The sequence below is a fragment of the Tateyamaria sp. LSS28 genome (assembly GCF_059611725.1).
The window spans coordinates 558339-572193 of the sequence record NZ_JCAPFI010000001.1; the positions used below are offsets into that span (position 1 = coordinate 558339).

Genomic DNA, 13855 nt, shown 5'->3' on the forward strand with positions numbered 1-13855 from the left:
GGTGGTGGTTGCCAAAACCGCCCGGTCATGCCACTTCGGGACTCTGTCGCCGTCCGGAAGGATCACGAAGATGCAGACCACCACGACCACAGACACCACCGCCACGACCCACCTGCCGCAGGTCACCGAACCGCGCAATCCCGGCATGAAGCTGGATCTGGATTGGGTCGCGCGCGTGCAGGCCAACACCTCGGCCATCGAAAGGCGCTGCGCGACGCTGCCCGGACGCCGGTCGATCAAGAAGGACCATCAGGCCGCGTGGCTCCTCAAGGCGGTCAGCTGTATCGACCTGACCACGCTGTCCGGCGACGACACGGAACGGCGTGTGCACCGGCTCTGCGCCAAGGCGCGCCAGCCTGTCAGGGCCGAGATGCTGGAGGCGCTTGGCATGCCCGGTCTGACCACGGGTGCCGTCTGTGTCTATCACGAGATGATCCCTGCCGCTGTGACAGCCTTGAAAGGCTCCGGCATTCCCGTGGCAGCTGTCTCTACTGGCTTCCCGGCGGGCCTGTCCCCCTTCCACCTGCGCATTCAGGAAATCCGAGAAAGCGTCGCGGTAGGGGCAGAAGAGATCGATATCGTCATCACGCGCCGCCACGTGCTGGAAGGCAATTGGCAGGCTCTCTATGACGAAATGGCAGAGATGCGGGAGGCCTGCGGTGACGCCCATGTCAAAGCGATCCTCGCCACCGGAGAATTGGGCAGTCTGCGCAACGTGGCCCGCGCGTCGCTGGTCTGCATGATGGCTGGGGCGGATTTCATCAAGACCTCGACAGGCAAGGAAAGCGTGAACGCCACCTTGCCTGTCACTCTGGTGATGATCCGGGCCATTCGTGACTATTACGAACACACCGGCTATCGTGTGGGGTACAAACCGGCGGGCGGGATTTCCAAGGCCAAGGACGCCCTCGTTTACCTGTCGCTGATCAAGGAAGAGTTGGGCGACCGCTGGTTGCAACCGGACCTGTTCCGGTTTGGCGCATCCTCGCTGCTGGGCGACATCGAACGCCAGTTGGAACACCACCTGACCGGTGCCTATTCCGCCGGATACCGTCACGCGATTGGCTGACCGGAATTTTAAAAAAATTCCGGAACGTTTTCTGTGACAGAAAACGGGACCCGGATCGAAACGAAGGACGACATGATGACCGTCAAAGAGATTTTCGAGAACATGGATTACGGCACCGCACCGGAAGCAGCCAGAGATGCCCTCGCCTGGATCGTTGATCAAGGCGCACGGTTCGGCCATTTCATCAACGGCCAGTTCACCGATCCTTCGGACGGCTTTGAAAGCAAGAACCCTGCCACGGGCGAGGTACTCGCTACCCTGTCACAAGCCACGCAAACCGATGTAGACGCAGCCGTCAAAGCGGCCCGCGCGGCCCAGCCCAAGTGGGTCAAGTCGGGCGGCCATGCGCGTGCCCGCATCCTCTATGCCATTGCGCGGCTCTTGCAGAAACACAGCCGTCTCTTTGCCGTGCTCGAAACCCTCGACAACGGCAAACCCATCCGTGAAAGCCGCGACATCGACATCCCCCTCGCCCAGCGCCATTTCTACTACCACGCAGGCATGGCGCAATTGATGGAATCGGAACTGCCCAACCGCGATGCACTGGGCGTCTGCGGCCAGATCATCCCATGGAACTTCCCTCTGTTGATGTTGGCATGGAAAATCGCGCCTGCCCTCGCCATGGGGAACACGGTTGTTCTGAAACCCGCCGAATACACATCGCTGACTGCTCTGCTGTTTGCAGACATTTGCCGTCAGGCCGGTGTCCCGAAGGGCGTGGTCAACATCGTCACCGGCGACGGCGCGGTGGGCGAGATGATCGTGAATGCTGACGTGGACAAGGTCGCCTTCACAGGCTCCACCGCCGTGGGCCGCCGCATCCGCGAAGCGACGGCTGGTACGGGCAAGGAACTGACGCTCGAACTGGGGGGCAAATCCCCCTACATCGTCTTTGACGATGCCGATCTGGACTCAGCCGTCGAAGGGTTGGTCGACGCCATCTGGTTCAACCAAGGACAGGTCTGCTGCGCTGGCTCACGCCTGCTGGTGCACGAACCCGTGGCCGAGGCGTTCTATGCCAAGCTGCGGGCCCGGATGGACAAGCTGCGCATTGGCGATCCACTCGACAAATCCATCGACGTGGGCGCGGTCGTTGACCCGGTTCAGCTGGATACGATCAGCAAGATGGTCAGCAGCAACACTGCTGGACAGGTCTATCAACCGTCATCGTCCCTACCCGCAACTGGCTGCTACTACCCACCGACCCTGATCACCGGCCTGAACACGGCTGACCCGCTGATGCAGGAAGAGATTTTTGGCCCCGTCCTTGTCTCGACCACGTTCCGCACCCCGTCAGAGGCCGTGGAGCTAGCCAACAACACCCGCTACGGGCTGGCCGCAACGCTTTGGACCGAAAACGTCAACCTCGCGCTCGACGTGGCGCCGAAACTGGCGGCAGGCGTTGTCTGGGTGAATGCCACGAACCTCTTTGACGCGGCCGCAGGCTTTGGCGGTGTACGCGAAAGTGGTTTTGGACGTGAAGGCGGCTGGGAAGGGCTACAAGCCTATACCAAGCCCAAGGGATCACCCAAGGCGCTGAAGTCGATTACGGCCTTCACGGGCGAGGACACCCCAAGCGACCCGCTGGACCGGACCGCCAAACTGTACATCGGGGGCAAACAGGCCCGTCCTGACGGCGGGTACTCCAGCAATGTCTACGGCAAGAACGGCGCGTTGCTCGGCCAGTCCAGCCTTGCCAACCGCAAGGACGTACGCAACGCAGTCGAAGCGGCGTCAGCCGCCAAAGGATGGGCCAAGACCACCGGCCACCTGCGCGCACAAATCCTGTACTACATCGCCGAAAATCTCGCTGCACGAGGAGACGAATTCGCAAACCGCCTGAACGCCCTGCAAGGCGGCCGTTCTGGCGACAAGGAGGTCGAGGCAAGCATCCAACGCCTGTTCACCTATGCGGCCTGGGCAGACAAATATGACGGCGCTGCCAAGGGCGTGCCGATCCGCGGCGTCGCTCTGGCGATGAATGAACCCACGGGCATCATCGGGGCCCTGTGCCCGGACGAAGCACCGCTTCTGGGCCTCGTCTCCCTCATGGCACCAGCCATTGCCATGGGCAACCGCTCGGTGCTGGTGGCATCACAACCCTTCCCGCTCGCTGCAACCGATTTCTACCAGGTGCTCGAAACCTCGGACGTGCCTGCGGGGGTGGTGAACATCCTGACCGGCAAGCATGAGGAGCTTGCACCGCATATGGCGAAACATCTGAATGTCGATGCCGTCTGGTCCTTCTCGGGCAGTGACCTGTCCGCGACCATCGAACGGGAAGCCGCTGGCAACCTGAAACGCACGTGGGTGAACCACGGCAAGGCCCGCGACTGGATGGGATCTGCCGGTGAAGGCAAGGCGTTCCTGCTGGCCGCCACAGAGGTCAAAACCATCTGGGTGCCCTACGGCGAATAAGACTTCTTCTGACTGGAAGTACGATCAGGGGAGTTCGAGGGAGCAGACAGCCCCCTCGTCAGCAGGAATAGGTCGCGCGTGCGCAGCACTCAATTGGCGACGGTTGTTTCCAGACCTTCCGGCTGACCCACCACGACGAAATGCAGGCTATCGGGGTCGAGCAACTCGCCCGCCACACGCTTCACATCCTCCAAAGTCACCGCCTCGACCTTGTCGTTGCGGGTCGCGATATAGTCGATGGGAAGGCCAAGCATCTGCATGCCAACCATGATCCGCGCGATAGGTCCATTGCCGTCAAATCGCAAAGGATAGGCGCCTGTCACATAGAGTTTGGCGGCCTCCAACTCGTCCTCAGTGACACCTTCGGCAGCGGCGCGGGCCCACTCGTCACGTATGACTGACACAGCTTCGGCGATCCGATCATTCGCGGATGCGACCTGCCCCTGATATGTCGCGGCGTGATCCTGTGGCACGAGGAACGAATAGACGCCATAGGTCAGCCCGCGCTTCTCTCGCACCTCGGTCATCAGGCGGCTTTCGAACCCACCAGCCCCGATCACCTGGTTCAGGACACGCGCGGCAAAGAAATCAGGATCGTCCTGTTCGATTCCAGCCTGCCCAAAGAGGGCAACAGATTGCGGCGTGTCGAAGGGCACCACGGTTGTTCCACCCTCGATCAGGATATCTGCGGGGCCAGGTTGCGGCGCGCCCTCGTCCGGCAGTGCGCCGAGCAATTCGTCAAGGAGCGGACCCAGTTCTTCGGGCGTGACATCGCCAACAGCCCCAACGTAGAGCCTGTCCTTGGCAAAGACGGCACGATGTGCATCGATCATGTCCTCGCGCGTCAGCGCAGTCACGCTGTCAGTCGTACCGCGATAGTTGGAGCCATAGGGATGGTCGCCATAGGCCATCTTGTTGAAGGCGGCGCGGGCAATCTCGTTCGGATCCTGGGCATCGGACCGCAGGCCCGTGAGTACCTGTTCCCGGACGCGATCCAGCGCCTCTTGCCCGAATGTGGGTTCAATTATCGATTTACGTAGCAGTTCGACCGCTTCGTCACGATTTTCGGTCAGAAAGCGGGCCGACACCGCCAGACTGTCATCACTCACGTCATAATCAAAGGACGCGGCCAGAGCTTCCAACTCGCGCGCAAAGGCGCGTGCATCCAGATCAGCGGCACCCTCTTCCAGAAGGCCGGTCATCAGGTTGACGGCCCCCCGTTTGTCCGGCGTATCCAGCGATGCGCCGCCACGGAACCGCAACTCAAGCGCCATGAACGGGATCGACGGCTCTTGCACCAACCACGCGGTGATGCCGCCGGGGCTGACAACTTCGGTGATGTCCACCTCGGCTCGAGCGGGCAGACTGGCAAACAGGGCAATGGTCAGGGCTGCGAAAATTCGGATCATTGTGTCACCTCATCGGAGAGCGGACGGGTCAGCCAACCGGTCACGGATGCATTGCGGTCCAGAACCATGCGGGCGGCTTCCATGATATCTTCCTCTGTCACGGCTTGAAGGATGTCAGGCCACGCCTGCACATCTTCGACGGTCAGCCCAACGGACAGGGCCGCCCCGTATCTGCGGGCGATGCCGTCGACATTGTCACGCTCGTAGATCTGGCTGGCGCGCAACTGGTACTTGATGCGTTCCAGCAGCGCGCTGTCCACGCCATCCTTAAGGAACTGGGCAAGCGTTTCGTCCATGGCGGCCTCCGCCTCCTCGAGGGAAAGGCCCGGCACAGGCACGATCACCACGTCAAAGGTCGTATCGTCCAACGAGGTCCCACGATAGAAAGCACCGGAAAAGACGGCCTTTTGCTGCTCGAATTGCAGCTTTTCGGTCATGTAGCTTGTCTGCCCACCCCCTAGCACCTCGGCCAGCAGTGTAAGCGCAGCTGCCGCTTCCTGATCTCCGGGATCGCGTTCGGGCGCGAGATACGAACGGCTCACATATTCCTGCCCCACGCGCGCATCGCGGTAGATCAAGCGCCGCTCCGCCGTCTGCGGGGGTTCTTGTGATCGCACACGTTCCGGCAGATCGGGATTTGCCGGGATCACACCGTAGTACTTGTCCGCCAGTTCACGCACCTCTTCCGGTGTTACATCGCCAGACACCACAAGGATCGCGTTGTTGGGGTAGTAGTACGTGTCGTAGAAGCCCAGCGCGTCGTCCATATCCAATGCTTCCATCTCGTGCCGCCAGCCAATGATCGGCACGCCGTAGCGATGGTTGAGATATTGCGCGGCATTGATCTGTTCCGAGTACAGAGCGCGTGGATTGCTGTCAGTCCGCTGGTTACGCTCTTCCAGGATCACATCGCGTTCGGTCGCGACATTCTGGGGCGTGAAGTTGATGTTGCGCATGCGATCAGCTTCCATCCGCATCATCAATTCCAGACGATCCGCCGCCACGCGTTGGAAATACGCGGTGTAGTCATAGCTTGTGAACGCATTGTCAGTCCCGCCATTGGCCGCAACTGTGGCCGACAATTCGCCATCGGCAAGCGTGTCGGTCGCCTTGAACAGCAGGTGTTCAAGGAAGTGCGCGACACCAGATGACCCGACGGGTTCGTCTGCAGAGCCCGCCTTGTACCAGACCATATGCTGCAACACCGGTGCCCGGTGGTCTTCCACCACCACCACCTGCATCCCGTTATCAAGGGTAAAGGTTGTAACCGCTTCCTGTGCTGCGTGCACGGCAAAGGACGAAACAGTCAGGGCAAGGCCGGCAAGTGCGGCGCGCAATCGTAGCATGTCGGGAACAACCTCGGCAGTTTACATTGATCAACACATACGGCCACACCGCCGCGGATCAAGCGTTACTGGCAGGTTTGTGAGCGAAGGGACGCTTAGCGACGCCGCCGACGCGTTGCCAGTGCCGGTGCCGTTGGGGTGGGAACGCCCGCATTCTGGAACGTGCGTGCCGTTTTGGCTGCGTCAAGGGCCTCGCGACGGTAAGCTTGGTTGTAGACATCCTCACGCACGATACGAATCTGCGTCAAACGGGATTGACGCTTGCGAAACTCTGCATCAGCGGCAGCGAGTGTCGCGCGAATGTTGGCATCCCGGCCGAAACGACTGGCATGGTTGACCAAAGCGCCATCTGCCCCGGGAATCGGAGCATTTGGAGAGGACCGTTGCCCCCCCAGTGCCGCCGCGCTGTCTTCCAGTGGGCGCTGATCTGTCCGATTGAACCCGCCGGGTGTAGGTTGCGGCAAGGCCGAGAAGCTTTCTGGCTGTTCCAGCGGCTTTGACGGTACGACAATGAATTCATCCGGACCGTCACCACGCGATGTTACCTGGCGCAGGCCCTTGTTCTCGCAAGCAGCGAGGAAGGTCACGGCTATCATGGCACATGCGATCAGTCGCATCGAAAGTCTCCCTTTGTCAGCGAGCTTTATCGCAGCTTCGCCCACCTTGTCACGCGCCCTTTTTCCGTGCTGCGCCTTCGCTGCCGAAGAAGACAAGGCCGATGGCACCCGCAAAAATAAAGATGTCGGCGACATTGAACACAAATGGATTGTTGATACCGCAGCACGACATGTTCAGGAAATCCAGAACAAAGCCATAAAGCAACCTGTCCAGCACATTGGCGAGTGCCCCGCCGATCAGCAAACCTGCACTCGCGTAGGCCAGTCGCCCTTGCGGATGTTTCCAAACCCACCACAAAACGCCCACGCAAATCACGATCGCGACGGCGATCAGAGCCCAAACACTGGTGCCATCTCCGAAGAGGCCAAAGTTGATCCCCCGGTTTTCGCCATATCGGAAGTTCAGCAGCGGCGGCAGCACATCAATGGGCTTGAATTGCGACACGCCCAACACGTGGATTACCCAGTATTTCGACGCTTGGTCGAGCAGAAAGGCGATCGCCGCAGAGATCCAGAGCAGTTTCATTCAGCCCTCAATGCCGGAAATGCCGCATGCCCGTAAAGACCATCGCCAGCCCGGCCTCGTCCGCGGCGGCAATCACCTCATCGTCACGCATTGATCCACCGGGCTGGATCAGGGCGGTAGCGCCGGCCTCTGCCGCTGTGATCAAACCATCGGCGAAGGGAAAGAATGCATCCGACGCGACAACCGATCCTTGGGTCAGCGGTGCAGACAGGCCCATCACCTCGGCCATGTCCTGCGCCTTGCGTGCTGCGATCCGCGTGCTGTCTACCCGGCTCATCTGGCCTGCTCCGACACCCACGGTTGCACCATCCTTGACGTAAATGATCGCGTTGGATTTCACGTGCTTGGCCACGATCCAGGCAAAGAGCAGATCACTCAGCTCCTGATCGGAGGGCTGGCGCTTGGTCACAACTTTTAGGTCGCCGCGGCTGATACGGCCCACATCCTTATCCTGCACCAGAAAGCCACCCGACACTTGCTTGACGGCAAGCGCCGCGGAAGAGGCATCAGCCAGCCCGTTTGTCGTCAGCAAGCGCAGGTTTTTCTTGGCGGCGAACACCTCGCGCGCTTCGGTGCTTGCACCTGGCGCGATTACCACTTCGGTGAAGATACCGGTGATCTCCTTGGCGGTTTCCGCGTCCAGTTCATGGTTCAGCGCGATAATCCCACCAAAGGCTGACGTGCGGTCGCAATCAAAGGCGCGGCTATAGGCCTCTTTCAACGTCTCACCAGTCGCAACCCCACAAGGGTTGGCATGCTTGATGATCGCGCAGGCGGGGCCTTGGCCCGCAAACTCGCTGACCAGCTCAAACGCAGCATCCGTGTCATTGATGTTGTTATAGGACAGTTCTTTGCCCTGATGTTGGGTGGCCGTTGCAACCCCGGGGCGGGCGGAGCCATCAGCATAGAACGCTGCCGCTTGATGCGGGTTCTCGCCATAGCGCAGGGTCTGGGCCAACTGCCCGCCAAAAGTGCGACGGCGCGGTGTCTCATTCACTTGAGCCGCCATCCACGTACTGACCGCCGTGTCATAGGCCGCCGTCCGGGCATAGGCGGTCTGTGCCAACCGCTGGCGCAGGGTATAGGTTGTCTGACCGTCATGCGCTGCCAATTCGGTCAGCACGACATCGTAGTCCTCGACATCCACAACGATGTTCACAAAGCCATGGTTCTTGGCCGCCGAGCGGATCATAGCCGGGCCACCAATGTCGATATTCTCGATCACCTCGGCGTATTCCGCGCCCTTGGCGACGGTTTCTTCAAACGGGTACAGGTTCACGACAACCAGATCGATGGCACCGATCCCGTGTTCGGTCATCGAGGCGACATGATCATCATTGTCGCGCAAGGCCAGCAGACCGCCATGCACAACCGGGTGCAGCGTTTTGACGCGACCGTCCATCATCTCGGGAAAGCCAGTGACCTCGCTCACATCCTTGACCGCAAGCCCGGCCTCGCGCAGCGTGCGGGCAGTCCCGCCTGTGCTTAACAGCTCAACCCCATGACCGGCCAGTGCGGTAGCAAAGTCGACCAGTCCGGTCTTGTCGGACACGGAGATCAAAGCACGGCGGACGAGGGTCAGGTCGGTCATGTTGGCAGCATTCCTTTAGTCATATACCTCGCCGGGTTCATCCCGGCTTAGGTCGCGGATGCCCATGGCAGTTTCCTGCGCTTTGGACAAGGACCAGCGCACACGGGTGGCAAATGTCATCGCACGCCCCGACAGCACGATCTGCTGCGTGGCACGAGGCTTGAGCCGCCCCTTCTCAAGGTACACGCTCGGCTCCAGCGACAGGTCACGGGTGCCGTCGTGGCGGAACACCCATAGCTCTCCGCTCTTCAGCGCCATGGACACCGCAGACCCACCCATATCCAGTTCGGCATGCACCTCCGGATGCAGGTGAAAGCGGATATCGAACGGGACGCCCGCCAGTTTCTTGGTGTCCATCACCTTGTCAAATAACCGTTTTTCGCCGTCTTCCATGGCCAGCAACATGTCTTCGCCGGCGATGCCCCGCCCATCAAATGTCAATTCAAGCTGACGTGCGTGAGTCAGACCATGGGTCCGGACATAGCCATCATGTCCACCCTGAAAGCGCAATCCATCAGGGGCGTGATTGATTTCGATAGGAACATGGATCGGCGCATCGATCAGCGTCTCACGAGCCGTGGCCCGTTCCGCATCGCCCAGACGCGCGCTGGAATACCCGTCCAACGACAACGCCGAATGCGACGGTGTGGCGCGGCCTGCTCGGCGCCAATCGGCACCGAAACTCGCACCGGATCCGCAATTCACGATCATCGGACGTCGGCCGGACGTCACTTCGAAGGCAAGAGTGGAGGCATGTGCATTGTGCCCAGCCTCGGGCTTGGGAGGGGCCGACGCATCAATGATCACACTTGTCCGCCCCGAGCTCAGCCGCGCATATCCCATGGACAATCCATCCGGCTGCCGCGTCTTGACGCCGGATGCCGCCAGCGCGTGATCCAGCCACCCTTCTTGTCCACGCCCGCCACCGTGGAAGCGGGCCAAGCCACCATCGGAATGGCGCAAGGTGCGCAAAGTCGGGGCGATCCGTTCGATGGCGGCGGTGCACGTGTCTGGCACGGGTTTCGCGGCTTCCTCCAACGCGGCTACGGCCCATGTCAGCAGGGTAAAAACCTCAAGCAGTTCTTCGGGATTGCGGGTCGGCAAACCGCCTTGTTCGTCAATCTGGTCGTTGCATTCCTTTGCCAGGGCCGCGACAGCGGGCGGGGTCAGATCCTCCATCCCCTCCAGTGCCAGACCTGCATAGATCAGCCCGGTCAGCGCTTCGAAGCGCGGCAGGCCGGGCGCCGCAGCTTGCCAACGCTTCGCCAGAAAGCGGGTCTGCTGCGCGAGGCTAAGATAAAACGCATCGGTGGCCGGCACTTCGTGACCGCGCAGCAAAAACAGGGCGTGGTTGATCCAGCGGATCAGGCGGCGGCCCGTCAGGTCAGGGGTCCAGCCCGGTCCACGCCCACGGCCAAACCGTTCGATCCACCCCCACAACCACCTCTGACCCAATTCGCGGGTCGATGCATCCCCCACAGCAGCGAGGTCATCCAACCAGGCAAAGCCATGAATTTCGTCAAGATAGGCGCGGTCCGGGGCGTTGATCTCCCAGATCATCATGCCTTTCGCTTCGATCAATGCGCCCGCGAACAGGTAGTTCCCCGCCACAAGCTGCCGCCCCTTGGCAAAGCTGCCGATGGTGCGCGGCTCCGGGGACGACACGAAAGCCGTCACCGCCTTGGCCTGGGTTGCACGGCGTGCGTGCCAACGGTTCAGGAACCGTGTTTTTCGTGCGGTCAGCCCGCTCAGGGTGGACATGCTCTCTGCCTCTACGCGTCTACGGCGTTTTGAGCAGCACTTTAGCGGGTGTCTACGCGCAAGTCACGCGATGTCAGTCGGTCTTGCGCAAGCATGCGACATAGAAGCCATCCATGCCGCCCTGATCCGCCCAATGGTCAGGGCGCAGGCGCAATCCGCCTTCTTCCGTGATCCATGCCGGGTCGATGCCCGGACGGTCCAAGGCGTCCCGATCGATGGTCAGAGATGGATGTCGGCCCAGAGCCTCTTCCACCTGAACCTCGCCTTCATCGGGAAGCAGCGAGCAGGTGCAGAAGACCATACGTCCCCCCGGCTTGAGCAGGGTGACAGCGTGATCCAGCATACGCGCCTGCAGATCGATCAACGCGCCAAATTCTGACCCATCCTTGGCAAAGGGCAGATCAGGGTGGCGACGGATCGTACCTGTGGCCGAACAAGGCGCGTCGAGCAAAATGGCATCGTATTGCCCCGTCACCTCAAACGCATCCGCCACCTGCGTCTTGGCCGTCAGCTTGGTGCGCACAAGGTTTTGCTTCACCCGCTCCATCCGCCCTTCGGAAATATCGACCGCAGTAGCATCAGCACCCGTCGCGGCCAGCTGCAACGTCTTGCCACCGGGTGCCGCGCACAGGTCCAGCACCGCCTCGCCCTTCTGCGCATCCAGAACGCGGGCCGGGATAGCGGCGGCAGCATCCTGCACCCACCATTGACCTTCCGTGAACCCCGGCAGGGCCGAGACCTGGCCCGCATCCATCAGCCGCACTGATCCGGTGGGCAGCACCTTGCCACCAACGGCCTTGGCCACATCCGCTGCGTTGCCCTTCACACTCAAGTCTAGCGGCGCGCCTTCGAACTGCACGCTTTCCATGACCAACACAGCCTCACCACCCCAAGCCTCGACCAGCGGGCCGCGCAGCCATTTGGGCAGGCGCGGGGTGCGCAGGGCGGACCATTGCTCTGGCCCCTTGTCCGCCACCTTGCGCAGGACTGCATTCACGAGACCCTTGAGATGCCCGTAGCGCTTGTGGCGCGAAACGACATTCACCATCGAGTTGACGACCCCATGCGCGGCCTCGCCCGCGCACAGCTCAATTGTCCCGACGCGCAGTGCATTGCGAACGGTCAGCGGTGGGTATTTCTGAAGATGTTTTTGCAGGAGGCGGTCGGCGCGTTCCATCCCACGTAAGGTTTCGGTGGCAAGCCTTTGCGCCCGGGCACGGTCCGCTGGGTCGAGGCGATCCAATGCGCCCGCCCCGATGAGCTCCGGCAACAGCTTGCCCTCGCCAATGATCTGATCCAGCAGGTAAATCGCGCTGCGGCGCGCGGGCAGGCCACCATCTTTTGCGGGTTTATCGCTCATATCTGTTCCCGATCCATGCTGTCGCACCCGCTTGCGGGGCCGAAGGTCGGGCGTATATCAAGGGCATGATCCAAGAGGAACCCACGATGTCAGACGACCCAAATCGCCCCGACGCACCGCCGGGTATCCCATCGACGCCAGACCCCATACCGGCCCCCGCGCCGACCGAAGCGCCGCAACCGGACCCGCCCGCACCTACGCCGGAAACGCCAGTGGAAGTGCCGCCGCAAACAGATGCCGATTTGCCCCCCGCCGCCCAGCGCGCGCTGGCCGAGGCAGAGAAGCGGCACAAGGCTGCCAAGAACATGGATCTGCCAACCGAGTTGGGAGGCCGAGACGGGCCGGAGCCCGTCCGCTATGGGGATTGGGAGAAAAAAGGGATTGCGGTCGACTTCTGATCGCGCTCAGCGCAGCCGGAACATCGCGCTGTCACCGGCACCCCGGTCGGACGTGAACTTGATACGTCCGTCAGCCGTCGCCTGCACTTCCTGACAATTGTAGCCCAAGGCATCGCCACCCCAGAACAGGTCTCGACAGAAGTATCCGTCTTTCCACGACCACGTGCCCTCGACATCCCAGCGCGCACCGCGCCCTTCGATTTTACCGTCCGGTTTCACGTTCAACTTCACAAACGGACGCGTCAGCGTCTTGCCATTCACCAGTTGCACGAATCTCTGCTGATCATCAACCTTCACAAGGTCAGCCAGAGCAGGCCCGGTAGCAAGCGCGGCAACCGCCGCAAACATCATCATACGCATATCACAAGCACCTTCACGCGATGGCGTCCTTTGCCAGCGTTTACGCATGATCAGGTGAATTGGTTCACTCAGGCGGTGAAAATACGGCTGCCCAGTGGCGTTTATCCGCGCATTCCAAGTACATCGAGCATATCGTACTGCCCCGGCGCCTTGTCTTGGGCCCACAGGGCCGCACGCAGCGCGCCCTTGGCAAACAGAGCCCGATCCGTGGCCATGTGCTTGAGCACAATGCGCTCGCCAGAACCGGCAAATAGAACCTCGTGCTCGCCCACAATGTCGCCGCCTCGAATGACTGAAAAGCCAATATCGCCCCGCTTGCGTGCACCGGTGATCCCGTCACGGGCGGCGTCGCGCACCTGCTCCAGATCCACACCACGCCCCTTGGCGGCGGCCTCTCCCAGCATCAGCGCCGTGCCCGAAGGTGCATCGACTTTGTGATGGTGGTGCCCCTCGATCACCTCGATATCGAAATCCTCGTCCAGCGCCGCCGCCACTTGTTTCGTCAGCTGCACCAACAGGTTCACCCCAAGACTCATGTTGCCCGCCCGGACAATCGGCGAATGCCGGGCCGCCGGTTCCAACTGGGCGATCTGATCATCGCTCATGCCCGTTGTGCCAATGATATGCGCCGCACGGGCCTGTGCCGCGATCTTGGACAGGGCAATCGTCGCCTCGGGTGCGGTAAAGTCGATCACGGCCTGCGCCTTGGCCATCGGTTCCAGTGGATCGTCGTACACCATGGCGCCCAAAGGCTGACCGCCCATCGCCTCGCCCACATCGCGCCCGATCCAATCGTGGCCGGGCCGCTCCAACGCGCCGACAAGACGCATCCGGTCATCCTTCAGCACCGCGCTGATCAGCATTTGGCCCATCCGGCCCGATGCCCCCGCAATCACGATACCCGGCAAATCTGACATGTCCCTCACCCCTTTTGGCGGTTTCCCGCTTCACTAGCTTGCCCCGCCGCGCTTGGCAAAGGTCAGCGCCTGTCTTAGATGGA

12 protein-coding genes are annotated in these 13855 nt (G+C 61.4%); 3 read left to right on the plus strand and 9 right to left on the minus strand.

Going from position 1 to position 13855, the window contains the following annotated elements; genetic code table 11:
* The first annotated feature begins 70 nt into the window (after positions 1 to 70).
* Positions 71 to 1069 carry a deoxyribose-phosphate aldolase gene (deoC, locus tag AC53L6_RS02910; protein WP_496906740.1) on the plus strand — a complete coding sequence of 333 codons (999 nt, stop codon included), beginning with the start codon at positions 71 to 73 and terminating at the stop codon, positions 1067 to 1069.
* Between the two features lie 75 nt (positions 1070 to 1144).
* On the plus strand, positions 1145 to 3487 hold the full coding sequence (locus AC53L6_RS02915) for an aldehyde dehydrogenase family protein (RefSeq protein WP_496906988.1): 2343 nt from the start codon (positions 1145 to 1147) through the stop codon (positions 3485 to 3487).
* 89 nt (positions 3488 to 3576) lie between these two features.
* Here AC53L6_RS02915 and AC53L6_RS02920 read toward each other — a convergent pair whose 3' ends face one another.
* The 7 genes from AC53L6_RS02920 to AC53L6_RS02950 form a co-directional block, all read right to left on the minus strand.
* The gene (locus AC53L6_RS02920; protein ID WP_496906741.1) at positions 3577 to 4896 is read right to left on the minus strand and encodes a M16 family metallopeptidase; all 1320 of its coding nucleotides are present in this window, start codon (positions 4894 to 4896) and stop codon (positions 3577 to 3579) included.
* Positions 4893 to 6242 carry a M16 family metallopeptidase gene (locus AC53L6_RS02925; RefSeq protein WP_299202644.1) on the minus strand — a complete coding sequence of 450 codons (1350 nt, stop codon included), beginning with the start codon at positions 6240 to 6242 and terminating at the stop codon, positions 4893 to 4895. The genes AC53L6_RS02920 and AC53L6_RS02925 overlap by 4 nt, the downstream gene beginning before the upstream one ends.
* Before the next feature lie 95 nt (positions 6243 to 6337).
* Positions 6338 to 6859 (minus strand): DUF3035 domain-containing protein, encoded by a 522-nt coding sequence (locus AC53L6_RS02930; protein WP_299202647.1) that lies wholly within the window; start codon positions 6857 to 6859, stop codon positions 6338 to 6340.
* Positions 6860 to 6908: 49 nt separating this feature from the next.
* Entirely contained in the window at positions 6909 to 7385 is a 477-nt protein-coding gene (gene lspA / locus AC53L6_RS02935) for a signal peptidase II (protein WP_299202650.1), read from the minus strand.
* Positions 7386 to 7392: 7 nt separating this feature from the next.
* Entirely contained in the window at positions 7393 to 8976 is a 1584-nt protein-coding gene (gene purH, locus AC53L6_RS02940; protein WP_496906742.1) for a bifunctional phosphoribosylaminoimidazolecarboxamide formyltransferase/IMP cyclohydrolase, read from the minus strand.
* Positions 8977 to 8991: 15 nt separating this feature from the next.
* Positions 8992 to 10737: a heparinase II/III family protein gene (locus AC53L6_RS02945; RefSeq protein WP_299701095.1), complete on the minus strand. Its 1746-nt coding sequence runs from the start codon at positions 10735 to 10737 to the stop codon at positions 8992 to 8994.
* 73 nt (positions 10738 to 10810) lie between these two features.
* Complete coding sequence (locus tag AC53L6_RS02950; protein ID WP_496906743.1) at positions 10811 to 12097, minus strand: RsmB/NOP family class I SAM-dependent RNA methyltransferase; 1287 nt, start codon at positions 12095 to 12097, stop codon at positions 10811 to 10813.
* 86 nt (positions 12098 to 12183) lie between these two features.
* On the opposite strand from AC53L6_RS02950, the gene AC53L6_RS02955 reads away from it, so the two are divergent.
* Entirely contained in the window at positions 12184 to 12495 is a 312-nt protein-coding gene (locus AC53L6_RS02955; protein ID WP_496906744.1) for a DUF1674 domain-containing protein, read from the plus strand.
* 6 nt (positions 12496 to 12501) lie between these two features.
* Here the strand turns inward: AC53L6_RS02955 and AC53L6_RS02960 are convergent, their stop codons facing one another.
* Together AC53L6_RS02960 and dapB are read right to left on the minus strand one after the other, a co-directional pair.
* Positions 12502 to 12855, minus strand: a complete 354-nt coding sequence (locus AC53L6_RS02960) for a dihydrodipicolinate reductase (RefSeq protein WP_496906745.1) — start codon at positions 12853 to 12855, stop codon at positions 12502 to 12504.
* A gap of 101 nt (positions 12856 to 12956) precedes the next feature.
* A complete protein-coding gene (dapB, locus tag AC53L6_RS02965) occupies positions 12957 to 13772 on the minus strand; it encodes a 4-hydroxy-tetrahydrodipicolinate reductase (RefSeq protein WP_299746164.1) in 816 nt (271 codons plus the stop codon).
* Between the last annotated feature and the right edge of the window lie 83 nt (positions 13773 to 13855).